15 protein-coding genes are annotated in these 23,242 nt (G+C 64.8%); 4 read left to right on the forward strand and 11 right to left on the reverse strand.

All coding sequences use genetic code 11. The features are described from left to right. Nucleotides 1–212: 212 nt before the first annotated feature. Nucleotides 213–1,532: a flavin-containing monooxygenase gene (locus ACK56M_RS16680; protein WP_015270678.1), complete on the forward strand. Its 1,320-nt coding sequence runs from the start codon at nucleotides 213–215 to the stop codon at nucleotides 1,530–1,532. Beyond that, nucleotides 1,532–1,948: a RidA family protein gene (locus ACK56M_RS16685; protein ID WP_015270679.1), complete on the forward strand. Its 417-nt coding sequence runs from the start codon at nucleotides 1,532–1,534 to the stop codon at nucleotides 1,946–1,948. The genes ACK56M_RS16680 and ACK56M_RS16685 overlap by 1 nt, the downstream gene beginning before the upstream one ends. Nucleotides 1,949–2,048: 100 nt before the next feature. Here the strand turns inward: ACK56M_RS16685 and ACK56M_RS16690 are convergent, their stop codons facing one another. The 4 genes from ACK56M_RS16690 to pgm form a co-directional block, all read right to left on the reverse strand. Then, on the reverse strand, nucleotides 2,049–4,454 hold the full coding sequence (locus ACK56M_RS16690; RefSeq protein WP_411958797.1) for a TonB-dependent siderophore receptor: 2,406 nt from the start codon (nucleotides 4,452–4,454) through the stop codon (nucleotides 2,049–2,051). A gap of 66 nt (nucleotides 4,455–4,520) precedes the next feature. After that, nucleotides 4,521–5,465, reverse strand: coding sequence for a FecR domain-containing protein (locus ACK56M_RS16695; RefSeq protein WP_024087280.1), 945 nt, complete (start codon nucleotides 5,463–5,465; stop codon nucleotides 4,521–4,523). Further along, nucleotides 5,462–5,974 carry a sigma-70 family RNA polymerase sigma factor gene (locus ACK56M_RS16700; RefSeq protein WP_015270682.1) on the reverse strand — a complete coding sequence of 171 codons (513 nt, stop codon included), beginning with the start codon at nucleotides 5,972–5,974 and terminating at the stop codon, nucleotides 5,462–5,464. The genes ACK56M_RS16695 and ACK56M_RS16700 overlap by 4 nt, the downstream gene beginning before the upstream one ends. Before the next feature lie 78 nt (nucleotides 5,975–6,052). After that, nucleotides 6,053–7,690 carry a phosphoglucomutase (alpha-D-glucose-1,6-bisphosphate-dependent) gene (gene pgm / locus ACK56M_RS16705; protein ID WP_015270683.1) on the reverse strand — a complete coding sequence of 546 codons (1,638 nt, stop codon included), beginning with the start codon at nucleotides 7,688–7,690 and terminating at the stop codon, nucleotides 6,053–6,055. A 301-nt stretch (nucleotides 7,691–7,991) separates the two neighbouring features. On the opposite strand from pgm, the gene ACK56M_RS16710 reads away from it, so the two are divergent. Both ACK56M_RS16710 and ACK56M_RS16715 read left to right on the forward strand, forming a co-directional pair. Continuing rightward, nucleotides 7,992–8,639 (forward strand): DUF1345 domain-containing protein, encoded by a 648-nt coding sequence (locus tag ACK56M_RS16710; protein WP_280168203.1) that lies wholly within the window; start codon nucleotides 7,992–7,994, stop codon nucleotides 8,637–8,639. A 274-nt stretch (nucleotides 8,640–8,913) separates the two neighbouring features. After that, nucleotides 8,914–9,174, forward strand: coding sequence for a DUF1652 domain-containing protein (locus ACK56M_RS16715; protein WP_013972974.1), 261 nt, complete (start codon nucleotides 8,914–8,916; stop codon nucleotides 9,172–9,174). Here ACK56M_RS16715 and ACK56M_RS16720 read toward each other — a convergent pair. From ACK56M_RS16720 to ACK56M_RS16750, 7 genes are all read right to left on the reverse strand, one after another. Then, on the reverse strand, nucleotides 9,171–11,261 hold the full coding sequence (locus tag ACK56M_RS16720; RefSeq protein ID WP_100413478.1) for a putative bifunctional diguanylate cyclase/phosphodiesterase: 2,091 nt from the start codon (nucleotides 11,259–11,261) through the stop codon (nucleotides 9,171–9,173). The genes ACK56M_RS16715 and ACK56M_RS16720 overlap by 4 nt on opposite strands. Before the next feature lie 270 nt (nucleotides 11,262–11,531). Continuing rightward, nucleotides 11,532–13,019, reverse strand: a complete 1,488-nt coding sequence (locus ACK56M_RS16725; protein ID WP_100413477.1) for an efflux transporter outer membrane subunit — start codon at nucleotides 13,017–13,019, stop codon at nucleotides 11,532–11,534. Then, the gene (locus ACK56M_RS16730; protein ID WP_411958798.1) at nucleotides 13,016–16,123 is read right to left on the reverse strand and encodes an efflux RND transporter permease subunit; all 3,108 of its coding nucleotides are present in this window, start codon (nucleotides 16,121–16,123) and stop codon (nucleotides 13,016–13,018) included. The genes ACK56M_RS16725 and ACK56M_RS16730 overlap by 4 nt, the downstream gene beginning before the upstream one ends. Further along, on the reverse strand, nucleotides 16,120–19,218 hold the full coding sequence (locus ACK56M_RS16735; RefSeq protein WP_411958799.1) for an MdtB/MuxB family multidrug efflux RND transporter permease subunit: 3,099 nt from the start codon (nucleotides 19,216–19,218) through the stop codon (nucleotides 16,120–16,122). Before ACK56M_RS16735 ends, ACK56M_RS16730 begins: the two co-directional genes overlap by 4 nt. Beyond that, complete coding sequence (locus tag ACK56M_RS16740) at nucleotides 19,215–20,537, reverse strand: MdtA/MuxA family multidrug efflux RND transporter periplasmic adaptor subunit (RefSeq protein WP_015270688.1); 1,323 nt, start codon at nucleotides 20,535–20,537, stop codon at nucleotides 19,215–19,217. The genes ACK56M_RS16735 and ACK56M_RS16740 overlap by 4 nt, the downstream gene beginning before the upstream one ends. Before the next feature lie 463 nt (nucleotides 20,538–21,000). Next, on the reverse strand, nucleotides 21,001–21,501 hold the full coding sequence (gene tpx, locus ACK56M_RS16745) for a thiol peroxidase (RefSeq protein WP_015270689.1): 501 nt from the start codon (nucleotides 21,499–21,501) through the stop codon (nucleotides 21,001–21,003). Nucleotides 21,502–21,665: 164 nt separating this feature from the next. Further along, nucleotides 21,666–22,946 (reverse strand): serine/threonine transporter, encoded by a 1,281-nt coding sequence (locus ACK56M_RS16750; protein ID WP_137137557.1) that lies wholly within the window; start codon nucleotides 22,944–22,946, stop codon nucleotides 21,666–21,668. Nucleotides 22,947–23,242: the final 296 nt, after the last annotated feature.

Here is a 23,242-nt window from a genome sequence, read left to right on the forward strand (position 1 = left end):
TCTGTTTCGGGCCAATTATTCCTGTCGGCACAGCGCGCGCGGTCCCTTGGCGTCCAACTCGCAAGCCACAGAATCCAGGGCCTTCGCCGTTTTATCGGCAAGCCCCAGCTAAATACTATTTTCGCCATTTCCACGGCATCCCTAGTCTGGCCCCAGGCAACGGCGGTCCTCCAAACCGACCTGACAAAAACCGCCTGAACAAGGGCTCGGACATGACACTGAACAACCTCGAAATCGACACCCTCGTCGTCGGCGCCGGCCAGGCCGGCGTGGCCATGAGCGAACACCTGAGCAAGCTTGGCGTGCCGCACCTGGTGCTGGAGCGCAAGCGTATCGCCGAGGCCTGGCGCACCGGTCGCTGGGACTCGCTGGTGGCCAACGGCCCGGTCTGGCACGACCGCTTCCCGGGGCTGGAATTCAACCTCGACGCCGACGCCTTCGCCGGCAAGGACCAGGTGGCCGACTACTTCGAGCAGTACGTACGCAAGTACAACCTGCCCGTACGCACCGGCATCGAAGTGAAGAAAGTGCTGCGCAACAGCGACCGCCCCGGTTTTACCATCGAAACCAATGAAGGCGTGATTCGCGCCAACCGCGTGGTCGCCGCCACCGGCCCGTTCCAGAAACCGGTAATCCCGGCCATCGCGCCGAAAGACAGCAACCTGCACCAGATCCACTCCGCGGCCTATTACAACCCCGAGCAGTTGCCAGAAGGCGCTGTGCTGGTGGTCGGCGCCGGCTCCTCCGGCGTGCAGATCGCCGAAGAACTGATGCGTGCCGGGCGCCAGGTGTACCTCTCGGTCGGCGCCCACGATCGCCCGCCACGCGCTTACCGCAACCGCGACTTCTGCTGGTGGCTGGGCGTGCTGGGTGAGTGGGATGCGGAAATCGCCAAGCCTGGCCGCGAGCACGTGACCATTGCCGTCAGTGGCGCCCGTGGCGGCCACACCGTGGACTTCCGCGCCCTCGCCCACCAGGGCATGACCCTGGTCGGCCTGACCCAGTCGTTCGAGAACGGCGTGGCGCGCTTCCAGGACAACCTGGTCGAGAACATCAACCGCGGCGACGAAAACTACCTGGCCCTGCTGGATGCCGCCGATGCCTACATCGAACGCAACGGCCTGGACCTGCCGGAAGAGCCCGAAGCCCGCAAACGCCTGGCCGACCCTGAGTGCATGCGCAACCCGCTGCAGCAACTGGACCTGGCCAAGGCCGGCGTCACCAGCATCATCTGGGCCACCGGTTACGGTGTCGACTTCAGCTGGCTGCAGGTAGACACCTTCGACGCCAACGGCAAGCCCCAGCACCAACGCGGCGTGGCCCGCGAGCCGGGTGTGTACTTCCTTGGCCTGCCGTGGCTGTCGCGTCGTGGCTCGTCGTTCATCTGGGGCGTGTGGCACGACGCCAAGCACGTCGCCGGCCACATCGCCACGCAACGCACCTATGCCGCCTACCGCGACCGCGAACAACGCGCAGCGGATGAGCAGCAGCAACCCAAGATCAGCAACGTCAGCACCCTCGGAGCCCACTGATGCCTACTCATACCCGCATCCGCATGTTCAACACCAAGGCCACCTACCCCAACCAGACCCTGGACAACGACCTGTGCCAGGCGGTGCGCGCCGGCAACACCATCTACGTGCGCGGCCAGGTCGGCACCGACTTCGAAGGCAACCTGGTGGGCCTGGGTGACCCACGGGCGCAGGCCGAACAGGCAATGAAGAACGTCAAGCAACTGCTCGAAGAAGCCGGCTCGGACCTGTCGCACATCGTCAAGACCACCACCTACATCACCGACCCGCGCTTCCGCGAGCCGGTGTACAAGGAGGTAGGCAAGTGGCTCAAGGGCGTGTTCCCGATTTCCACCGGGCTAGTGGTGGCCGGGTTGGCCCAGGCCGAGTGGCTGATGGAGATCGATGTGATCGCCGTGGTGCCTGATTCGGTCTGACCGATCGGTTCAACCTGTAGGAGCGGCCTTGTGTCGCGAAAGGGCCGCAACGCGGCCCCAGGATTGATGCGCAACGGAACGCACCCACTTTTAAAATGGGCTAGAAACCCACTGTCGCCGACAGCAGGTAGGTACGCGGCGTAGACAGCGTCAGCCCCGGCTCGCTGTCATCCGAGGCCCCGGCCGAACTCCAGTAGCGGTCGTCCAGCACGTTCTCGACACTGGCACGCAAGGTAACCTGGGCGGAATTCACCTTGAACGCATAACGCGCACCCACGTCGTAACGCTCCCAGCCTTCGATCTGCTTGCTGTTGTTCTGGTCCAGGTACTGCGAGCTCGAGTGGATGCCCCGCGCCGTCAGGGTCAGGCCGTTCACCCCAGGCACATCCCATTCTGCGCCGAGGTTGACGTTGTACTCGGGCGTGGCCGGCGCGCGGTTGCCATCGTAGGCGCCACCGATGGTGTCGGTCAGTTCGCTGTCGATATACATCACCCCGCCCAGCACACGCACGCCTTGCACGGGCTCGCCGAACACGCTCAGTTCGATACCGCGGTTGTCGCGCTTGCCATTGGGGCCGAACACCCGCGATATGGGGTTGGTTTCATAGGCGGGCTGGCGGATGCGGAAGGCACTGGCGGTAAAGGCGACCTTGCCCAGGTCGTACTTGGCCCCCACCTCGACCTGGCGGCTGGTGAACGGCGGGAAGATCTGGTCTTCGTTGACCGATGTCGACGGCGCAATCTTGCCCTGGCTCAGGCCCTCCATGTAGTTGGCATACAACGACAGCTGGTCGGTAACCTTGAGCAGCACGCCGCCCGAGGGCGACACCTTCTCTTCATCGTAGGCGGTATCCCCCTTGATGCCGTCGCTCCAGTCATCCACCTGCACCCGCTGCCAGCGCGCCCCAAGGGTCAGCAGCAGGCGGTCGTCGAAGAAGCCCAGGGTGTCGGCCAGGGCCACGCCGGAAAAGCGGTTTTCCGTGTACACCTCAGGATCGATGCGGGTTGGCGTGCCCGGTGTCGGCGTGGCCACCGGGTGGTAGAGGTTGCTGGGCGCCGAGGCATAGCGGGCGCCGCCGTTGGTGAAGTCCATGTAGAAGTAGGTGGCGGCCAGGTTCAGCTCGTGGCTGACCGGCCCGGTATGGAACCAGTTGCGCACGCCGGCCATGGCGGTACGCACGGTTTCATCCCGGGTGAAGTCGCGCGGCTGCACGGTGAAGTCGCCGGCATCGTTGCTGATCGACACGTTGTGGCGCAGGAAGTCATGGTTGCTCTTGCGCGCGCCGACCGCGCCATAGGCCAGCAGCGACTCGCTGATATCGTACTCGGCATGCAGCGCACCGAAGGTGTCGTTGGTGCGCGCCTTGCTCCAGGCCTGGGCGTAATTGTGGCGTACGTCGTTGGCATCCGGCACCTTGGCATTGGCACCGACCAGCACCCGCTCCTGCGGTGCATCGGTATCGCGCTCGGTATGGCCAAGGTCCGCCGAAAGCCGCAGGCGCTCGCCACGAAAGTCCAGGCCCAACACCGCCATTTCACGTTCGACTCGCTGGTGGTCCCATTCGGTATCGCCCGCCTGTTTCACGCCATTGAAGCGCACGCCGAACTGCTGGCCTTCGCCAAAGCGCCGACCAACGTCCACCGCACCGCCTGCCTGGCCGGCCGAGGCATAGCTGCCGGTAAACTCGGTGAGCGGCTGGTCGCCGGCTCGCTTGGGCTGCACATTGATGCCGCCGCCGACACTGCCTCGCGGCGAAATGCCGTTGATCAGCTGGCTGGGGCCTTTGATGATGTCGACCCGGTCAGCCATTTCCATGTCGATCGAGTAGGTCGGCAGGATGCCGTACAGGCCGTTGTAGGCCACATCACTGTTGAACAGGCTGAAGCCGCGAATGGTGAACTGCTCGAAGCGCCCACCCGCCGGGTTGGTGGCGCGTACCGATGGGTCGCTGGCGATCAGCTCGCCCAAGGTTCGCGCCTGCTGGTTCTTCACCAGTTCGCTGGTGTAGCTGGTGATGCTGAACGGGGTTTCCATGAAGTCGCGCGTGCCGAGCAGGCCCTGTGAACCCTGACGGGCCACCTGGCCACCGGCATAAGGTTGCGTTTCGTTGCCTGCGGCCAGGCCACCGACGATGCTGGTCGGGGCGATTTCAAGCGCACCACCCGCCTGGGGTGCCGGCATCAATGTGAAAGCGCCCTCGCCCACCGGCAGCAACTGCAGGCCGCTGCCGCGTAGCAGCTGGGTGAAGCCTTCGTCGACGCTGTAGCTGCCGGACAGGCCATTGCTCTGCCGGCCGTTGACCAGCGCCGGGTCCAGCGACAGGCTGACCCCGGCCTGGTCGGCAAACTGGGTAAGTGCCGCACCCAGGCTGGCGGCTGGCACCTGATAGCTGCGCCGGGCAGGTTCATCGGCCCAGGCCGGTGTACACAACAACAGGCTCATGGCGAACAACGGATGTGCCGCACGCGCCAGTGGACGCAGGCGGCTGGACATGACAACAGGCATTGAACAAGGCTCCCCTTTATTTGCTCCTACCGGTAATGACCGGTGAGCGAAAAAAAGGGGACAGCCTCATGCGCGATTTTCCCGCGCGGCCAGGCTCACCCAGTAACGCGTGCGCGTGTGCACCTGCAACGGCAGGCTGGCGGCGAGCAAGGCCAGCACCCGGTCGGTGTCGTCGAGGCGGAACGTACCGGTCACGCGCAGGGCCTCCAGTTCGGGCGCCCAGCGCAGCACGCCGGGGCGGTACCTGCGCAGCTCGTGCAGCAGCTCGCCCAAGGGGCGATCCTCCAGCCGCAGTACCCCTTCGCGCCAGCCCAGCAGCCATGCGTCCAGGCCGGTGACAGGGCCAACCCCGGCCACTTGCAGGCTGGCCTGCTGCCCGGCCTGCAGCAGCAGCGCCGGGCCTTGCCGCGGCTGCAGGTTGGCCGTGCCCTTGAGCACCGATACCCGGCAAGCCTGATCGACCAGGCGCAAGCACACCTCACCAGCATCCAGCGCGACCTGGCCATAGGGCACCTGCAACGTCAGGCTCAGGTTGCCGGGCAACCTGACTGCCACTTCGCCACGCAGCAATGTCAGGCGACGCGCGCCCAGGTCGATATCCACCGCACTGTCGGTGTTCAACTGCACGAATGTACCATCGCTCAGCAGCACCTGCCGGCGCTCCCCGACTGCGGTGCGCATGTCGGCGGCCCAGGCCTCCAGCGGCAGTTCGCGGCTTGCCAGCCAGGCCGCCGGCAACAATGCAGCCACGCCCAGGGCCTGCTTGAGCAGCGCCCGACGGCCGCTATCCGGGCGGTCCAGGGTGGCCATGGCCAATGCGCCGGGTAGCGCGGAAAAGCGCTGGCGCAACAGCAGTGCCTTTTGCCAGGCGTGTTCGTGCAAGGTGCTGCTGGTGCGCCATTGTTCCAGGCGCTGCAGGTCACCCTCGCTGGCAGCGCCAGAGTCCACCAGTGCCAGCCAGCGCGCGGCGGCCTGCAGTGCCTCGCGGGTTTCGGGGGAATGGCTGGTCATTGCAGTTCGGCCAGCAGGCAATGCTCGTAGGCCTGCGCCATGTAGCGTTTGACCGAGCGCTCGCAAACGCCCAGGCGCTTGCCGATCTCGGCATAGCCCAGGCCCTCCAGCTGGCTCCAGAGAAAGGCCTTGCGTACCGGCACCTTGAGGCCGTCGAGCAACTCGTCGAGGGCTTGCAGGGTTTCCAGCAGTACCCAACGCTGCTCTGGCGAGGGCACATGCTGCTCGGGCAACTGCGCCAGTGCATCGAGGTAGGCTTGTTCCAGGCTACGCCGCTGGTGGAAGTTGCTCAGCAGGCGCTTGCCCACGGTCAGCAGGTAGGCACGCGGTTCGCGAATGTCTGCCAGCGGCTGGGCGCTGGCCAGGATACGCAGGAAGGTATCCTGGCTGAGGTCGGCGGCATCCCAGGCATTGCCCATGCGCCGCCGCAGCCAGGTTTCCAGCCAGCCGCGGTGTTCCCGGTACAGGGCAGGCAGGCTATGCTCCGGTGGCGGCGCGGCGTCGATCATGGGGAAGGCCCTGCGGTGGTGTAAATAAGATTAATTCTAATTTACAGCGCACCACAGAACCAAGCGGTTTGTTACCAGTCAGGCAATCGCCGCATCCACCAGCACTTGCGCTTCCTGCACCAGGCGCTGCAGGTGCGCCTCGTCGATGAAGCTTTCGGCGTAGATCTTGTAGATATCCTCGGTGCCCGACGGGCGTGCGGCGAACCAGCCATTGGCGGTCATCACCTTCAGCCCGCCGATCGCCTGGCCGTTGCCCGGCGCATGGCTGAGGATCTGCACGATCGGCTCACCCGCCAGCTCGGTCGACTTCACCTGCTCCGGCGCCAGCTTGCTCAGCAAAGCCTTCTGCCGGGCATCGGCCTTGGCTTCGACACGGGTGGCGAACGGCTTGCCCAGCGCCTCGGTCAGGTCGGCGTAGGCCTGGCTCGGGTTGCGCCCGGTGCGGGCGGTCATCTCGGCAGCCAGCAAGGCCGGGATCAGCCCGTCCTTGTCGGTGGCCCAGACCGAGCCATCGCGGCGCAGGAACGAAGCCCCCGCACTTTCCTCGCCACCAAAGCCCAGCGTGCCGTCGAACAGGCCCTGGGCGAAGAACTTGAAGCCCACCGGTACTTCGTACAGTTCACGGCCCAGGCGCTGGGTGACGCGATCGATCAGGCCACTGGACACCACGGTCTTGCCGACGGCGGCATCGCTGCGCCATTGCGGGCGGTGGCGGTACAGGTAGTCGATGGCCACGGCCAGGTAGTTGTTCGGCTGCAGCAGGCCATCGGGGGTGACGATGCCATGGCGATCGTGGTCCGGGTCGCAGGCGAAGGCCACGTCGAAGCGTTCGCGCAGGCCGATCAGGCCCTGCATGGCATAGGGCGAAGACGGGTCCATGCGGATCTGGCCGTCCCAGTCGACAGTCATGAAGCGGAAGGTCGGGTCGACCTCGGTGTTCACCACTTCCAGGTCGAGCTGGTAATGCTTGGCGATCGCCGACCAGTAGCGCACCCCTGCCCCGCCCAGCGGGTCGACGCCCAGGCGCAGCTTGGCAGCGCGGATGACGTCGAAGTCGATGACGTTTTCCAGGTCGGCCACGTAGTTGCTCACGTAGTCGTGACGCTGGGTGGTGGATGCCTGCAGCGCCTGGGCATGGTCCATGCGCTTGACGCCCGCCAGGTCAGCAGCCAGCAGTTCGTTGGCCTTGGCCTCGATCCACTTGGTCACGTCACTGTCGGCCGGGCCGCCATTGGGCGGGTTGTATTTGAAGCCACCGCTTTGCGGCGGGTTGTGCGACGGGGTGATGACGATGCCGTCGGCCAGGCCCTGCTCGCGGCCACGGTTATGGCAGAGGATGGCATGGGAAACCGCTGGTGTTGGCGTGTATTCGTCGTCCTTGGACAGCATTACCTGCACGCCATTGGCAGCCAGCACTTCCAGGGCGCTGGCGGTAGCCGGTGCCGACAGTGCGTGGGTGTCGGCGCCGATGAACAGCGGGCCATCGATGCCCTTCTCCTGGCGATACAGGCAGATGGCCTGGGTAATGGCCAGGACGTGGTACTCGTTGAAGCTCAATTCAAGCGAAGTGCCACGGTGCCCCGAGGTGCCGAAGGCCACCCGCTGGGCCGCCACGGCAGCGTCGGGGCGGCCGGTGTAGTAGGCGGTGAGCAGTCGGGGAATATCGACCAGCACGCTGGCCGGAGCCGGCTTGCCTGCCAAAGGACTGAGCGTCATGCAGAAACCTCGAGTTCAACGGATGTTGGTGTTGGAGCGTGCAGTGTACTGAGAGTTGCAATGCCGCGCGATGGGCGGCAGCAAAGAAACATCAGGCCACGTAGCCCGCTTTTTGTAGGAGCGGCCTTGTGTCGCGATAGGGGTGCGAAGCGCCCCCAGGATCTTCGCACCTCCAGGAATTGTCGGGGCCGCTTTGCGGCCCTTTCGCGGCACAAGGCCGCTCCTACATGGACCGCGCATGCCGCTCATCTGCCTCATGACGGTCTAGAGTAGAAACCATGCACCCCGCAAAAGAGACCCCATGGCTTTCTACCGCCTGACCCACACCCACCCGCGCCTGAGCATCGCCACTTTGGTCGGCCTGCTCGGCGCCTGGCTGATCCCCGCCAGCGACAGCGTGCAGCACATCCTCGCCGGTTGGAACCTTGGCGTATGGCTATACCTGCTGCTGGTGCTCTACCTGACCTTGAGCGCCAATGCGGAAAAGGTACGCAAGGTCGCCCGCGTCGAAGACGAAAACGCCGGCCTGGTCCTGCTCACCGTGTGCATCGCCGCCATCGCCAGCCTCGCCGCCGTCACCCTGCAACTGGTGTCCAGCCGTGGCCTGCAAGGCACGGCGCTGGTCGTGCACTACCTCTACACCGGCCTGACCGTGGCCGGCTCCTGGCTGTTGATCGGCTGCATTTTCAGCCTGCACTATGCGCGGCTGTTCTATACCGGACAAAACCACGAACCGCCGCTGCGCTTCGCCGATGGCGAACGCAACCCCGATTACTGGGACTTCCACTACTTCTCGTTCACCATCAGCGTGGCGGTACAAACCTCCGACGTGGGCATCGCCGGGCGGGAGTTGCGGCGGGTAGTGCTGGCACATTCACTAGTGGGGTTCGTATTCAACACGGCGATCCTGGGATTCACCATCAACATCGCTGCCGGGTTGCTCGGCTGATCACACCGCTCGTCCGAAAACATCGCGCGGCAAATTCGATCAAATTGGCAGCACCTGGCGGGTTATCTGCCGTCAACATGCCAGGAAAACGTTTGCCTTGCGGGCCTGCGCAAAATGCCGTCCAAGACAAAGCTGTGACGTCTGTCATGCATCAGTGAATTTGTCTTATTGGCCGCCGAGAATAGTGCGTGACAGGTGCTATGGTTACCTTCCCGGCGGCCGCATCGATGTGGCCACCCGCTCACCACGTCCAGGTACGGACAAGGAGGCTGGCATGAACAAGATGACGTTCCCCAACGCCTGCCAGGTGATGCGCTGGCATTTCCACCCGCTGGGCTTCGAAGCCAGCATGGATGCGCCACGCAGCATGGTCGCGCGGCTGTTCGACCGCGCCACCGGCGAAACCCTGCTGGCGATCGCAGGCATTCCCTGCTCGGCAATCATGGCCGCCGCCGACGTAGAGCGCATCATCGAGGCCGTCGAGGCGGAGATGGATACCTTCATGCCCGCCTTCACCTTGCGCGACGCGGTCTAGCCCGCTGCGGTGCTTTCCTGGCGCATGGCCTGCAACTTGCCCATGAACTGCTCGGCCGGCACCGGCTGGCCCAGCAGGTAGCCTTGCAGCGAATCGCAGCCCAGGCGGGTCAGGAAGTCCTGCTGCCTGTCAGTCTCCACCCCTTCAGCAACGATGCGCAGGCCCAGCGCCTGGCCCAGCGCCACGATAGCCGAAACGATCGCCGCATCGTCGCTGTCCTGCTCCAGGTCGCGCACGAAACCGCGGTCGATCTTCAGCTCGTTGGCCGGCAGGCGCTTGAGGTACATCAGGCTGGAATAACCGGTGCCAAAGTCATCGATGGACAGGTCCACGCCCATGTCGGACAACCGTTGCAGCACCGTCAGGCTGGCATCGGCGTCGTGCATGGCGGTGGTTTCGGTAATTTCCAGGGTCAGGCAGTTGGCCGGCAGGCTGTTCTGCTGCAGGGCCCGGGCCACGCTCTCGACCAGCCCGGCATGGCAGAACTGGATGGCCGACAGGTTCACCGCCATGCGCCAGCCGTGGTGCCCCTGGTCCAGCCACTGGCGCATCTGGCGGCAGGCCTCGATGAGCACCCATTCGCCAATGGGGATGATCAGACCGGTCTTTTCCGCCAGGCCGATGAAACGGTCGGGCAGCAACAGGCCCTGCTGAGGGTGCTCCCAGCGCAGCAAGGCCTCGGCACCGATCGGCTGGCAATTCTGGGCGTCGAACTTGGGCTGGTAGTGCAGGCGGAACTGGCGCTGCTCCAGGGCCTGGCGCAGGTCCTGCAGTAGCTGCAGTTGCTGGCGGGCGTTGCTGTTCATCGACGCGTCGAAGAAGCTGTAGCCATTCTTGCCGGCGCTCTTGGCGTGGTACATGGCAGCGTCGGCATTGCGCAGCAGCTCATGCTGGTCCAGGCCATTGCCCGGGTACAGGACGATGCCCAGGCTCGCTGTCAGCTGCAGGTCATGCTCGGCCACGCGGAATGGCCGTGACACCAGGTTGACCTGCTTGACCGCCACATCCATGGCATCGTTCGGCTCGCGCAGCTCCACCAGCAGCACGAATTCGTCGCCGCCGATGCGCGCCAACGTGTCCTGGCTGTGCAGATGCCCGCGCAGGCGCGCCGCCACGGCCTTGAGCAGCAAGTCGCCGATGTGGTGGCCGAAGGCATCGTTGACTGGCTTGAAGCCGTCCAGGTCGATGAACATCAGGGCAAAGCAGCCGCCCTGCTCCGCTACCTTGGCAATGGCCTGCTCGATGCGGTCGGCCAGCAACGTACGGTTGGGCAGGTCGGTGAGCGTGTCGTGCAGGGCCAGCTGGGTCAGTTCCTGGTTGGCCAGGGTCAGCGAACGGGCCAGCTCGGCGGTGCGTGCCTCCAGGCGGGCATCCAGTACCGAGGTGAGCAAGGCCACCGCCAGTACCGCCAGCGTGGTGATCAGCACCAGGTAGACCAGGCCGTCGCCTTGCAGGCCTCCCGCTGCCAGCGCACCGCAGAAGCTGCCTTCGGGGAAATTCGCCGCGGCCATGCCGGTGTAGTGCATGCCGACGATGGCAACGCCCATCACCACCGCCGCCAGGCCGCGAATCTGCCTCACATAAGGAGTATGCGCGCGCAGCCGGAAGGCGATCCACAACGCCGCTGCCGAGGCGGCCACGGCAATCAGCAGCGAGGCCCCGAACAGCGTCGGGTCATAGTCGATGCCCGGCAGCATGCGCAGCGCGGCCATACCGGTGTAGTGCATGCAGGCAATGCCGGTGCCCATGATCAGCGCACCAAACCCCAACTGCAGCCAGGGCAGGCTCGGCTGGCTGACCAGCCACAAGGCAAAGCCTGAAGACAAGACGGCGATCAGCAGCGAGAACGCGGTCAGGGCAAGGTCGTAGCCCAGGTCGATGGGCAGGCTGAAGGCGAGCATGCCGATGAAATGCATCGACCATACGCCGATGCCCATCGCCAGCGCGCCACCCCCCATCCACAGCCAGGCAGCCCGGCCTTTGGCCGTGGCGATGCGGCCGGTCAGGTCAAGGGCGGTATAGGACGCCAGGATCGCCACGCACAGCGAAATCAACACCAGCGAAGAGGAGTAGCTACCGATCAGCATCGAGAGTTCCAGCGGGGCGGGAGGCCCGGAAAAAGCTGACGATTGTACTCAAGGTCAGGCGAAACGCACGGGGTTTTTGCGAATGGGAATGGATCCAAAGACTGCGAGGGCCTGGACGCATGCGCGGTAGCTGTAGGAGCGGCCTTGTGTCGCGATCGGGCTGCGAAGCGGCCCCAGCGATCTGTGCTTGTACACAAAGTTCTGGGGCCGCTCTGCGGCCCGATCGCGACACAAGGCCGCTCCTACAGAGGTACGCGTCTGCGGGTCGCTTCAATCCTGCTCGGCGAAGGCTTGCCCGGCATCCCAACCACCACCCAGGGCAGCAACCAGCTGCACGCTGGCCACCAGGCGCCCTTGCAGCAGGTTCAACACACTGCGCTCGTTGCTCAGCGCCGTGGTCTGCACGTTGACCACATCCAGGTAGCCGATCAGCCCGGCGCGGTACTGGTTCTCGGTCAGGCGCAGCGACTCGCGGGCAGCATCCAGTGCCTCCTGGCGCACCACCGCCTCATCGCCATACACCTTCAACTGCACCAGCAGGTTTTCCACTTCCTTGAACCCGTCGAGCACGGTCTGGCGGTACTGCGCCACGGTCTGGTCATACACCGCCACCGTGCGGTCCACCTCGGCACTGCGCTTGCCGGCGTCGAACAAGGTCAGCGCCAGTTGCGGGCCCACCGACCAGTAGCGGTTGGGCAGTTCGATCCAGTTGCTGAAGCTGCTGCTGGAGTAACCGCCACTCATGCTCAGGCTCAGGTCCGGGAAGTAGGCCGCCCGCGACACGCCGATGTTGGCGTTGGCAGCCATCACGTTGCGCTCGGCCGCAGCGATGTCCGGGCGTCGCTCCAGCAACTGCGAAGGCAAGGCCACCGGAATTTGCGGCAGCGCCGGAATGGATTTGCTGTCGGCCAGGGCGAAGTCCGCCGGGGTCTTGCCCAGCAACACGGCAATGGCGTTCTCGAACTGTGCACGCTGCCAGACCAGGTCGATCAGGTCGGCCTGGGTGCTCTTGAGCTGGGTACGCGCCTGGGCCACTGCATCCGGGCCGGCGACGCCAGCGCGATACTGGTTTTCGTTCATCCGCAGGGAACGTTCATACGCTGCCACGGTGGCTTCCAACAGGCGTTTCTGCTCGTCGATCACCCGCAACTGCAGGTAGTTCTGCACCAGTTCCGACTGCTGGCTGAGGCGGATCGAGGCCAGGTCGGCCAGGCTGGCTTCGGCACTGGCTTCGTTGGCGTTCAGGGTCTCGCGCAGCTTGCCCCACAGGTCGATTTCCCAGCTGACGCCGAGCTGGGCGTTGTAGGTGTTGCGAATGCCGCTGCTGTTGTTGGACAGGCTCGAGCTGGAGCTACCGGTGCCCTGGGCCGAGCGGTTCTTGCTGACGCTCAGGTCCAGGCTGGGGAACAGTGCCGCCCGGCTGCTGCGCACCAGCGCCTGGGCCTGGCGGTACTGGGCCTCCGATTGGGCCACGGTCTGGTTGCTGCGGTTGAGCTCTTCGACCAGTGCATTGAGCCCGGCATCGCCGTAGATTTCCCACCAGGCGCCGCGGGCGATGGCATCGGACGGCGTGGCCTGGGTCCAGCCTTCGGCGTGCTTGAACTGCGCCGTGCTGCTCAGTTCCGGGCGGTGGTAGTCCGGGCTCAGGGTGCAGGCGCTGAGCAAGGCGACGCACAACCCGGCGCCGAGCAGGCGCGAGCCACGCCCACGGGTCAGCGTCTGCAGGGCACGGTGAAGTGGGGTCTGGGCAAAAGTCATAGCGGGGTTTCCAGGGCGGCGTCGGTGCGCACGCCACGCCAACGGTTGAAACGGTGACGCAGGCGGTCCAGGTACAGGTAGACCACCGGTGTCGTGTAAAGGGTGAGGACCTGGCTGAACACCAGGCCGCCAATGATGGTCAGGCCCAGAGGCTGGCGCATTTCCGCGCCTTCGGCGCGGCTCAGCAGCAGCGGCAAGGCACCGAGGATGGCCGCCAGGGTCGTCATCAGGATCGGCCGCAGGCGCAGCAGGCAGGCCCGGCGGATCGACTCTTCCGGTGTCAGGCCCTGGTGGCGCTCCAGCTGCAAGGCCAGGTCGATCATCAGGATGGCGTTCTTCTTCACCACGCCGATCAGCAGGAACAGCCCCAGCAGCGAGATCAGGCTGAACTCGCCGCCGGTGACGTACAGCGCCAGCAAGGCACCCACGCCGGCCGAGGGCAGTGTCGAGAGGATGGTCAGCGGGTGAATGTAGCTTTCGTAGAGGATGCCCAACACCAGGTAGACCAGCACCAGCGCGCCAAGGATCATCAGCGGCTGGCCTTCCTGGGTCTTGGCGAAGGCATCGGCGGTACCACCAAGCTTGGCAATCACTTCCTCGGGCAAGCCCAGCTTGGCCACCGCACGCTCCAGCGCCGCCATGGCCTGGTCGGGGCTGTAGCCTTCGGCGACGTCGAAGGCGATGCTTTCGGCGGCGAACTGGCCTTCGTGGCTGACCCGGTCGTTGGCCAGGCTGTTCTCGTAGTGGGCGATGGTCGACAGCGGTACGCGGGCACCGTCGGCGGTAATCACCTGTACCTGCTCGAGGGTGCTCGGGTCCCAGGCGTACTTCGGGTTGATCTCGAGCACTACCTGGTACTGGTTGAGGCTGTCGTAGATGGTGGAGATCTGCCGCTGGCTGTAGGCGTTGTTCAGCACCGTGGTGACCATGTCCATGTCGATGCCCAGGCGCTTGGCCTGGTCACGGTCGACCACCAGGGTCACCTGCTGGGTGCCGGCACCGTCGCGGGCGTCGATGGCAGTCAGTTGCGGCAGTGCACGCAGCGCCGCCACCACTTTCGGGAACCATTCGCGCAGGGCCGCCAGGTCTCCGCTCTGCAGGGAGTACAGGTACTGCGAAGAGGTCTGGTCACGGCCACCACCGCCCAGTTGCAGGTCCTGGTCGGCCATCAGGAACAGGCGCCCGCCGGGTACCTTGGGCATTTCCTTGCGCAGGCGTTCGATCACCTTCTGGGCGTCGAGCTTGCGCTCGCTGATCGGCTTCAGGCGCACCAGCACAAAGGCATTGTTGGTCCCGCTGTTGCCACCGATGAAGCCGGCAACGCTCTGCACTGCCGGGTCGGCCAGCAAGGCGCGGCGGTAGATTTCCATTTTCGGTTGCATGACGCTGAACGACAGGCCATCGTCGCCACGGATGAAGCCTATCAGCTGGCCGGTATCCTGCTGCGGCATCAGCGTCTTCGGCACCACCACGTACAGGGCGATGTTGATGCCGATGGTGGCCAGCAGGCTGATCAGCGTCAGGCGTTTGTGGCGCAAGGCCCAGCCCAGGCTGCGGTCATAGGCATCGACCATGCGCTGGTGCAACTGTTCGCTCCAGCGCTGCAGACGTGTCGGCTCGGCCTGGTGCGGTTTGAGCCAGCGGGCGCACAGCATCGGCGTGAGGGTCAGCGACACCACCAGCGACACGATGATCGCCGCCGCCAGGGTGATGGAGAACTCCTGGAACAGGTTGCGCACGATGCCACCCATGAACAGGATGGAGACGAATACCGCCACCAGCGACACGTTCATCGACAGCAAGGTGAAACCCACTTCCTTGGCGCCCAGGAAGGCCGCTTTCATAGGTGGTTGGCCGTCCTCGATGTGCCGGGATATGTTCTCCAGCACCACGATGGCATCGTCCACCACCAGGCCGGTGGCGAGGATCAGCGCCATCAGCGACAGGTTGTTGAGCGAGAACCCGCACAGGTACATGACCGCGAAAGTGCCCACCAGTGACACCGGCACCGCCAGGCTGGGGATCAGCGACGCCCGCAGGCTGCCGAGGAACAGGTAGACCACCAGGATCACCAGCACCACGGCGATCAGCAGGGTGTGCTCGGCTTCCTTGAGGGTGGCCTTGATCACTGGCGAACGGTCCATGGCCACGTTCAGTTGCACGCTGGCCGGCAGCAGCGACTGCAGGGCCGGCAACTGCGCCTTGATCTGGTCGACCGTTTCAATGATGTTGGCGCCTGTCTGGCGGTTGACCACCAGCAGCACCGCGCTCTGGTCATTGAAGAAGCCGCTGTTGTAGCGGTTCTCGACACCGTCGGTGATGGTCGCCACGTCGGAAAGGCGCAGGATGGTGCCGTTCTGCTGGCGGATCACCACAGGCTCGTAGTCCTTGGCGCTTTCCAGCTGGTCATTGGCGCGCACCTGCCAGTTGCGCTCGGCGTCCTCGACAAAGCCCATCGGCCGGCGCTGGTTGGCGTTGGACACGGCAGTACGTACTTCATCCAGCGACAGGCCGTACTGGTTGAGCAATTGCGGCTCGACAGCAATGCGCACCGCCGGCAGCGAACTGCCGCCGATCTGCACCTCCCCTACCCCGGGCACCTGGGCCAGGCTCTGCGACAGGATGGTGTCGGCCAGGTCGTACAGCTGGCCCTTCTGCAGCACGTCCGAAGTCAGCGACAGCACCATGATCGGTGCCTGCGACGGGTTGATCTTCTTGTAGGTGGGCATGCTGCGCATACCGCTGGGCAACAGGTTGCGGGTGGCGTTGATCGCCGCCTGCACCTCGCGCGCCGCACCGTCGATGTCGCGGCCCATCTCGAAGCCGATGATCACCCGTGTGGAGCCCTGGTTGGAGCTGCTGGTCAGGGTGGTCACGCCGGCAATGCTGCCCAGCTTGCGCTCCAGCGGCGTGGCCACGGTGGACGCCATCACTTCCGGGCTGGCGCCTGACAGGTTGGCCGACACCAAGATTACCGGGAAGTCCATCTGTGGCAGCGGTGCCACCGGCAGCAGACCGAAGCTGACCCCGCCCAGCAGCATGATCGCCAGGCTCAACAGCATCGTCGCAACCGGGCGACGGATGAAAGGACCGGACAGGTTCATGCCTCGGCCTGCTTCACGTCAGTGGCCGGGCGCCAGCGGCGGGCCAGGCGGTCGAAGTACAGGTAGATGACCGGGGTGGTGAACAGCGTCAGCACCTGGCTGACCAGCAACCCGCCGACCATCACCAGGCCCAGCGGCTGGCGCAGCTCGGCACCGGAACCGGTGGCGAGCATCAGCGGCACGGCGCCGAACAGCGCGGCCAGGGTAGTCATCAGGATCGGCCGGAAGCGCAGCAGCGCCGCCTGGTAGATGGCATCGCGCGGGCTCATGCCCTGCTGGCGCTCGGCCTCGAGGGCGAAGTCGATCATCATGATCGCGTTCTTCTTGACGATGCCGATCAGCAGGATGATGCCGATGATGGCGATCATGCCCAGGTCGTTGCCGCTGATGAGCAAGGCCAGCAAGGCGCCGACCGCTGCCGACGGCAGGGTCGAAAGGATGGTCACCGGGTGGATGTAGCTCTCGTACAGCACGCCCAGCACGATGTACATGGTCACCACCGCCGCCAGGATCAACAGCAAGGTGCTCGACAGCGATGCCTGGAAGGCCTCCGCCGCGCCCTGGAAGCGAGTCTGCACGCCCAGCGGCATGCCGATGTCCTTCTGCACCTGCTCGATCACCTGCACCGCCTTGCCCAGCGAAGCGCCGTGGGCCAGGTTGAACGACAAGGTCACCGCCGGGAACTGGCCAATGTGGGAAATGGCCAGCTGGGCCTGGCGCTGCTCGATGCGTGCCAGCGCCGACAGGCGCACCTGGCCGCCATCGGTGGCCTTGACGTGGATCGACTCCAGCGCCTGCGGGCCGATCACCGCCGCATCCTGCGACTGCAGCACCACGCGGTACTGGCTGGCCTGGGTGTAGATGGTCGAGATCTGACGCTGGCCGAAGGCGTCATACAGGGCGTTGGTGATTTGCGACACGCTGATGCCCAGGCGCCCGGCCATGTCGCGGTCGATCACCAGGTACACCTGCAGGCCCTTGTCCTGCAGGTCGCTGGCCACGTCGGCCAGTTCCGGGCGCTGCTGCAGCGCCTGCACCAGCTTGCCGCTCCACTGCGCCAGCAGGTCGGCGTCGGGCGACGAGAGGCTGAACTGGTACTGGGTCCGGCTGACCCGGTCCTCGATGCTCAGGTCCTGCACCGGCTGCATGAACAGGCGGATGCCCACCAGCCGATCGACTTGTGGCTGCAGGCGGTTGATCACCTCGCTGGCAGTGACATCACGCTCGCCATGGGGTTTGAGGTTGATCAGCAGGCGGCCGCTGTTGAGCGTGGCGTTGTCGCCATCGACGCCAATGTAGGACGACAGGCTCTGCACCGCCGGGTCCTGCAGGATCACCTTGCTCAGCGCCTGCTGGCGTTCGCTCATGGCGGCGAACGAGGTGGACTGCGGCGCTTCGGAAATGCCCTGGATCACCCCGGTGTCCTGTACCGGGAAGAAGCCCTTGGGCACCACCATGTACAGGAATACGGTGAGCGCCAGGCTGGCCACGGCCACCAGCAGCGTCAACGGCTGGCGCTTGAGCACCCACTGCAGGGCGCTACCGTAGTGCCTGATCAGCCAGTCGATCCAGGCGCCACTGGCGCGGTAGAACCGGCCCTGTTCCTCTTCCCTGGGCTCGCGCTTGAGCAGGCGCGCGCACATCATCGGCGTGAGGGTCAGCGATACCACCAGGGAAATCAGGATGGCCACCGCCAGGGTGATGGCGAACTCGCGGAACAGGCGGCCGACCACATCGGCCATGAACAGCAGCGGGATCAGTACCGCAATCAGCGAGAAGGTCAGCGAGATCAGGGTGAAGCCGATTTGCCGGGCGCCCTTGAGCGCCGCCTGCATGGGCGACTCGCCCTCCTCGATGTGCCGGGAGATGTTCTCCAGCATGACGATGGCGTCGTCGACCACGAAACCGGTGGCGATGGTCAGGGCCATCAGGGTCAGGTTGTTGACCGAGAAACCGGCCAGGTACATCACGCCGAAGGTGCCGATCAGCGACAACGGTACGGCGATCGACGGGATGAGCGTGGCGCTGAAACGGCGCAGGAAGACGAACGTGACCATTACCACCAGGGCGATGGCGATCAGCAGTTCGTGCTGCACGTCCTTGACCGCGGCGCGGATGGTCTGGGTGCGGTCGGTGAGCACCGACACATCGAGGCCGGCCGGCAGGTTGTCGGTGATCGACGGCAGCAGGGCCTTGATGCGGTCGACCACTTCGATGACGTTGGCGCCCGGCTGGCGCTGGATGTTCAACAGCACGGCGTGGTTTTCGTTGGCCCAGGCAGCCAGGCGCTCGTTTTCGGCGCCGTCGACGATTTCTGCAACATCCTTCAGACGCAGAGGCGCGCCATTGTTGTAGGCCAGGATCAGGTTGGCGTATTCCTCAGGGGAACGCAGCTGGTCGTTGGCGTCGAGCATCGACACCCGGGTCGGGCCGTCGAAGTTGCCCTTGGGCTGGTTGACGTTGGAAGCGCCGATCAGGGTGCGTACGTCCTCCAGGTTCAGGCCGTTGGCGGCCAGGGCATCGACGTTGACCTTGATCCGCACCGCCTGGCGCTGGCCACCGGCGATGCTGACCATGCCAACACCGCTGATCTGTGCGAGCTTCTGTGCCACACGGGTATCGACCAGGTCGTTGAGCTTGGGCAGCGGCATGGTCTTGCTGGAGATGGCCAGGGTCAGCACCGGGGTGTCGGCCGGGTTGACCTTGTTGTACACCGGCGGCGCCGGAAGGTCGCTGGGCAGCAGGTTGCTGGCGGCGTTGATCGCGGCCTGCACCTGTTGCTCTGCAACGTCCATGTTCATGTCGAGGTTGAAGCGCAAGGTCAGCACCGAGGCGCCGCCGGAGCTGGTCGAGGCCATCTGCTCCAGGCCTGGCATCTGGCCGAACTGACGTTCGAGCGGCGCGGTAACCGCGCTGGTCATGACCTGCGGGCTGGCGCCTGGGTACAGGGTCATGACCCGGATGGTCGGGTAATCCACCTGCGGCAACGCGGAAACCGGCAACAGCTTGTAGGCGATCAGGCCGGCCAGGACGATGGCCAGCATGCTCAGCGTGGTGGCAACCGGCCGCAGGATGAACAGACGCGAGAGGTTCATGCGCCCGCCTTGCCTGCTGCGCTACCAGGCTGTGCTTCACCGGGCTGCACATCGCCAGTGCTTGCCGAACCCTTGCCTTCCTGGCCTTGCAGGTGCTGGCCCGGGGTGGTCGGCACCTGCGAGCTGTCTTCGACAACTTCCACCTTGGTGCCTTCGCGCAGGCGGTCGGTGCCTTCCAGCACCAGGCGGTCGCCGGCCTTGAGGCCCTCGAGAATGACGCTGTTCTCGCCGTCGCTGGCGCCGACCTTGAGCTTGCGGATGTTGACCGTGTTCTGGTCATTGACCACATAGGCGAAGGAGCCGTCATTGCCGAACTGGATGGCCGCCGCCGGGGCCATGGTCACCTGCTTGAGGGTGTCGGCCAGCAGGCGCACGTTGACGAACTGGTTGGGGAACAGGGCCAGGTCCTTGTTCTCGAAGCGGCCCTTGAACTTGAGGGTGCCGGTGGTGGTGTCGATCTGGTTGTCGATGCTGCCCAGCACGCCGGTGGACTGCAGCTTGCTGTCACTGCGGTCCCAGGCCTCGACCGGCAGACTGGCGCCGCTGCGGTAGCGTTCCAGCACGGTGCTCAACTCGGTTTCCGGCAGGGTGAAGGCAACGCTGATCGGCTCGGTCTGCGTGATCACCACCAGCGCGGTGGTGTCGTTGGCCGCCACCAGGTTGCCCAGGTCGAGCTGGCGCAGGCCTACGCGGCCGTTGATCGGCGCGCGGATCTGGGTGAAGTCCAGGTTCAGGCGGGCGTCATTGACCTGCGCCTGGTTGGTCTTCACCAGCCCCTGGAACTGTGCCACCTGCGCTTCGGCGGTGTCGAGGGTTTGCTTGGCGATGCTGTCTTCGGCGTACAGGCCTTTATAGCGGGCCAGGTCGACCTGGGCGTTCTTCAGTTGCGCCTGGTTCTGCGCCAGGGTGCCCTCGGCCTGCTGCAGGGCAATGCGGTACGGGCGCGGGTCGATTTCGGCGAGCAGGTCGCCGGCCTTGACCTGCTGGCCTTCCTTGAAGTGGATCTTGACCAGCTCGCCAGCCACGCGGCTGCGCACGTTGACGGTGTTGGTGGCGGTGACTGTGCCCAGGGCCTTGTAGTACAGCGGGAAGTCGCCCACCCGCACCGGCTCGACGCGCACCGGCACCGGGTCGCTGGAGCCGCCGAAGCCCGGGCGACCGCCCATCATGCCCATGCCCTTGCCACCGCGCCCGCCACCGGCTTCTTTATGCGCAGGCGTCGCTGCGGGCCACAGCCACCAGGCCAGTGCAGCCACCAGCAGCAGGATCAGCAGGCCGACGAGCCAGCGACGAGGGGAGCGGGAATTGGACACTTGCATGGGTTGAACGAACCTTGTTCGGAATGACGGCTTGGGGAGAATGAACGATAAGCACTGGCATCGTTTTAGCAAAGCGCCTTTACCAGAGGTTTACCTTTGCCTGACGTTGCCAAGGGGTTGAACTTTAAATGAAAACGGCCCGGAAAGCGTTCCGGGCCGTTTACAGGGTGTTGCCTGGAGCGGTGGGTGGCGGGCTGAAGGGTTTCGGCTGCCTGTGTCGGCCCCTTCGCGGGTAAACCCGCTCCCACAGGTGCAGTGCACTACCTGTAGGAGCAGCCTTGTGCTGCGAAGGGGCCGGCACGGCAAAAGAGACTCTGTGGCAGTAATGGCCTCTTCGCAGCACAAGGCTGCTCCTACATAGGTACCGCGCAGTCCTGAAGCATTGTGCAGTACCGGTGGGAGCGGGTTTACCTGCGAAGAGGCCGGCACAGGCGATCGACGCCCGCCCTGCCCCACACAACTCTTACTTCAGCACAGCCAGAGCTGCGTCGTAGTTCGGCTCATCAGCGATTTCGCCAACCAGCTCGCTGTGCAGCACCTTGTCGTTTTCGTCCAGCACCACCACGGCACGGGCAGCCAGGCCGGCCAGCGGGCCATCGGCGATGGCCACGCCGTAGTTTTCGAGGAACTCGCGGCCACGCAGGGTCGACAGGTTCTTCACGTTGTCCAGGCCTTCGGCGCCGCAGAAGCGTGCCTGGGCGAACGGCAGGTCGGCGGAGATGCACAGCACCACGGTGTTGGCCACATCGTTGGCCTGGGCGTTGAACTTGCGCACGGAGGTAGCGCAGGTCGGGGTGTCGACGCTCGGGAAGATGTTCAGCACCTTGCGCTTGCCGGCGAAGTCTTTCAGCGACTTGTCAGCCAGGCCTTCACCGACCAGGGAGAAAGCCGGAGCCTGGGCGCCGGTTTTCGGCAGCTCGCCGTTGACCTGAACCGGGTTGCCTTTGAGAGTCACTTGAGCCATGACGAAATCCTTATGCGGGTTTGAAAAGGACACTGAGTTAAGCATGAAGGCGGCCGGGTGCCTATGGGGGCAGTGAAATTGTTCTATTACCGGACAATTCTTGTGGACAAAAAAATGCCCGGGTGGCTACAAGCGCCCCGGGCATTACTTTTGCGGATGGCGTATCAGCCCAGCAGGCCGTATACCACCGAGGTCAGCGCAACCAGGCCGACCACTACCACGAACACGTTGGAGGCAGCACCGCTGTACTTGCGCATGGATGGCACGCGGCGAATGGCGTACATCGGCATCAGGAACAGCAATACCGCGAGGATGGGGCCACCGAGCGACTCGATCATGCCGAGGATGCTCGGGTTGAGGGTGGCGACAATCCAGCACACCACCAGCATCAGCGCGGCAACCACCCGGTCCAGGGTCTTGGCCGCCGGGCGTGCACCGGCCTTGGTGATGATGCCCTTCAGGCCTTCGCTGGCGCCGATGTAGTGGCCGAGGAACGACTTGGCAATGGCCACGAAGGCGATCAGCGGTGCAGCGAACGCGATGGTCGGGTTGCTGAAGTGGTTGGCCAGGTACGACAGGATCGACAGGTTCTGCGCCTTGGCCTCGGCCAGCTGGGCGCTGCTCAGGGTGAGCACGCAGCTGAACACGAAGAACAGCACCATCACCACCATCAGCAGGTGGGCACGGCGCAGGATCTGGCCGCTACGCTCATCGGCATGCTCGCCGTAGCGGCGCTTCTGGTCGACGGCAAAGGCGGAGATGATCGGCGAGTGGTTGAACGAGAACACCATCACCGGAATCGCCAGCCACAGGGTGTGCAGGAAGGCCGAAGCTGGTGGTACCTGGGTGGCGCTGTCGAGAATGCCACCGGTCCAGTGCGGCACCAGGTACAGGCCCAGCAATGCCAGGGCGACGATGAACGGGTAGACCAGCAGGCTCATGACCTTGACCGTGGCCTGCTCCCCGCAGCGCACGATGGCCAGCAGGCCGAGAATCAGCACGAACGACAGGATGGCCCGTGGCGGCGGCTGCATGTGAAGCTGGTGCTCCATGAAGCTGGACACGGTGTTGGTCAGCGCCACGCTATAGATAAGCAGGATCGGGAAGATCGCGAAGAAGTACAGCACGGTGATCGAGGCGCCGGCGGTAATGCCGAAGTGCTCCCTGACCACTTCGGTGATATCGCCGTCATTGCGCCCGGAAAGGACGAAACGGGTCAGCCCGCGGTGAGCGAAATAGGTCATAGGGAAGGCCAGCATGGCCAGGATCAGCAACGGCCAGAAGCCGCCAAGGCCGGCGTTGATCGGCAGGAACAGGGTTCCGGCGCCGATCGCTGTGCCGAACAGGCCCAGCATCCAGGTGGTGTCGTGACGCGACCAGCTGCCGAGGGTGGCGGGGGTCGATTCTGCAAAGCGTTGTTCAACGCTTGGGGCCTGCTCATTCATTCCGGGTGAAGCTCCACTCGCAAGACTGCAACAGGCTGAGAATGGCGAAATAGACGTTTCGCCCAACTCAACCGAAAAAGGGAGCGCGATTGTGCACGGAAAGGTTGCACTTGCGAAGCCCTTTTCCGAGGAGCGGTTGCACTTGTCTTTACAAGCGGGTTGTGCCCGTGGACTGGAGGAGGGATTTGACAGGTGTAGGAGCGGCCTTGTGTCGCGAAAGGGCCGCAAAGCGGCCCCGGCAATATTCGCGGCGAAGTTGCAAACGTTGGGGGCGCTGCGCCCCCTTTCGCGACACA

It is taken from the genome of Pseudomonas sp. s4 (genome assembly GCF_046764235.1).
GTDB classification, from domain to species: Bacteria; Pseudomonadota; Gammaproteobacteria; order Pseudomonadales; family Pseudomonadaceae; genus Aquipseudomonas; species Aquipseudomonas asiatica.

Excerpts from the sequence above, each read along its gene's own strand:
- ACK56M_RS16720 (WP_100413478.1), bottom strand. The coding sequence starts at position 11,261 with ATGCTGATCGGTAGCTACTCCTCTTCGCTGGTGTTGATTTCGCTGTGC.
- tpx (WP_015270689.1), bottom strand. The coding sequence starts at position 21,501 with ATGGCTCAAGTGACTCTCAAAGGCAACCCGGTTCAGGTCAACGGCGAG.
- ACK56M_RS16710 (WP_280168203.1), top strand. The coding sequence starts at position 7,992 with ATGGCTTTCTACCGCCTGACCCACACCCACCCGCGCCTGAGCATCGCC.
- ACK56M_RS16725 (WP_100413477.1), bottom strand. The coding sequence starts at position 13,019 with ATGACTTTTGCCCAGACCCCACTTCACCGTGCCCTGCAGACGCTGACC.
- ACK56M_RS16740 (WP_015270688.1), bottom strand. The coding sequence starts at position 20,537 with ATGCAAGTGTCCAATTCCCGCTCCCCTCGTCGCTGGCTCGTCGGCCTG.
- ACK56M_RS16695 (WP_024087280.1), bottom strand. The coding sequence starts at position 5,465 with ATGACCAGCCATTCCCCCGAAACCCGCGAGGCACTGCAGGCCGCCGCG.
- ACK56M_RS16700 (WP_015270682.1), bottom strand. The coding sequence starts at position 5,974 with ATGATCGACGCCGCGCCGCCACCGGAGCATAGCCTGCCTGCCCTGTAC.
- ACK56M_RS16685 (WP_015270679.1), top strand. The coding sequence starts at position 1,532 with ATGCCTACTCATACCCGCATCCGCATGTTCAACACCAAGGCCACCTAC.
- ACK56M_RS16750 (WP_137137557.1), bottom strand. The coding sequence starts at position 22,946 with ATGAATGAGCAGGCCCCAAGCGTTGAACAACGCTTTGCAGAATCGACC.
- ACK56M_RS16690 (WP_411958797.1), bottom strand. The coding sequence starts at position 4,454 with ATGCCTGTTGTCATGTCCAGCCGCCTGCGTCCACTGGCGCGTGCGGCA.
- ACK56M_RS16735 (WP_411958799.1), bottom strand. The coding sequence starts at position 19,218 with ATGAACCTCTCGCGTCTGTTCATCCTGCGGCCGGTTGCCACCACGCTG.
- pgm (WP_015270683.1), bottom strand. The coding sequence starts at position 7,690 with ATGACGCTCAGTCCTTTGGCAGGCAAGCCGGCTCCGGCCAGCGTGCTG.
- ACK56M_RS16715 (WP_013972974.1), top strand. The coding sequence starts at position 8,914 with ATGAACAAGATGACGTTCCCCAACGCCTGCCAGGTGATGCGCTGGCAT.
- ACK56M_RS16680 (WP_015270678.1), top strand. The coding sequence starts at position 213 with ATGACACTGAACAACCTCGAAATCGACACCCTCGTCGTCGGCGCCGGC.
- ACK56M_RS16730 (WP_411958798.1), bottom strand. The coding sequence starts at position 16,123 with ATGAACCTGTCCGGTCCTTTCATCCGTCGCCCGGTTGCGACGATGCTG.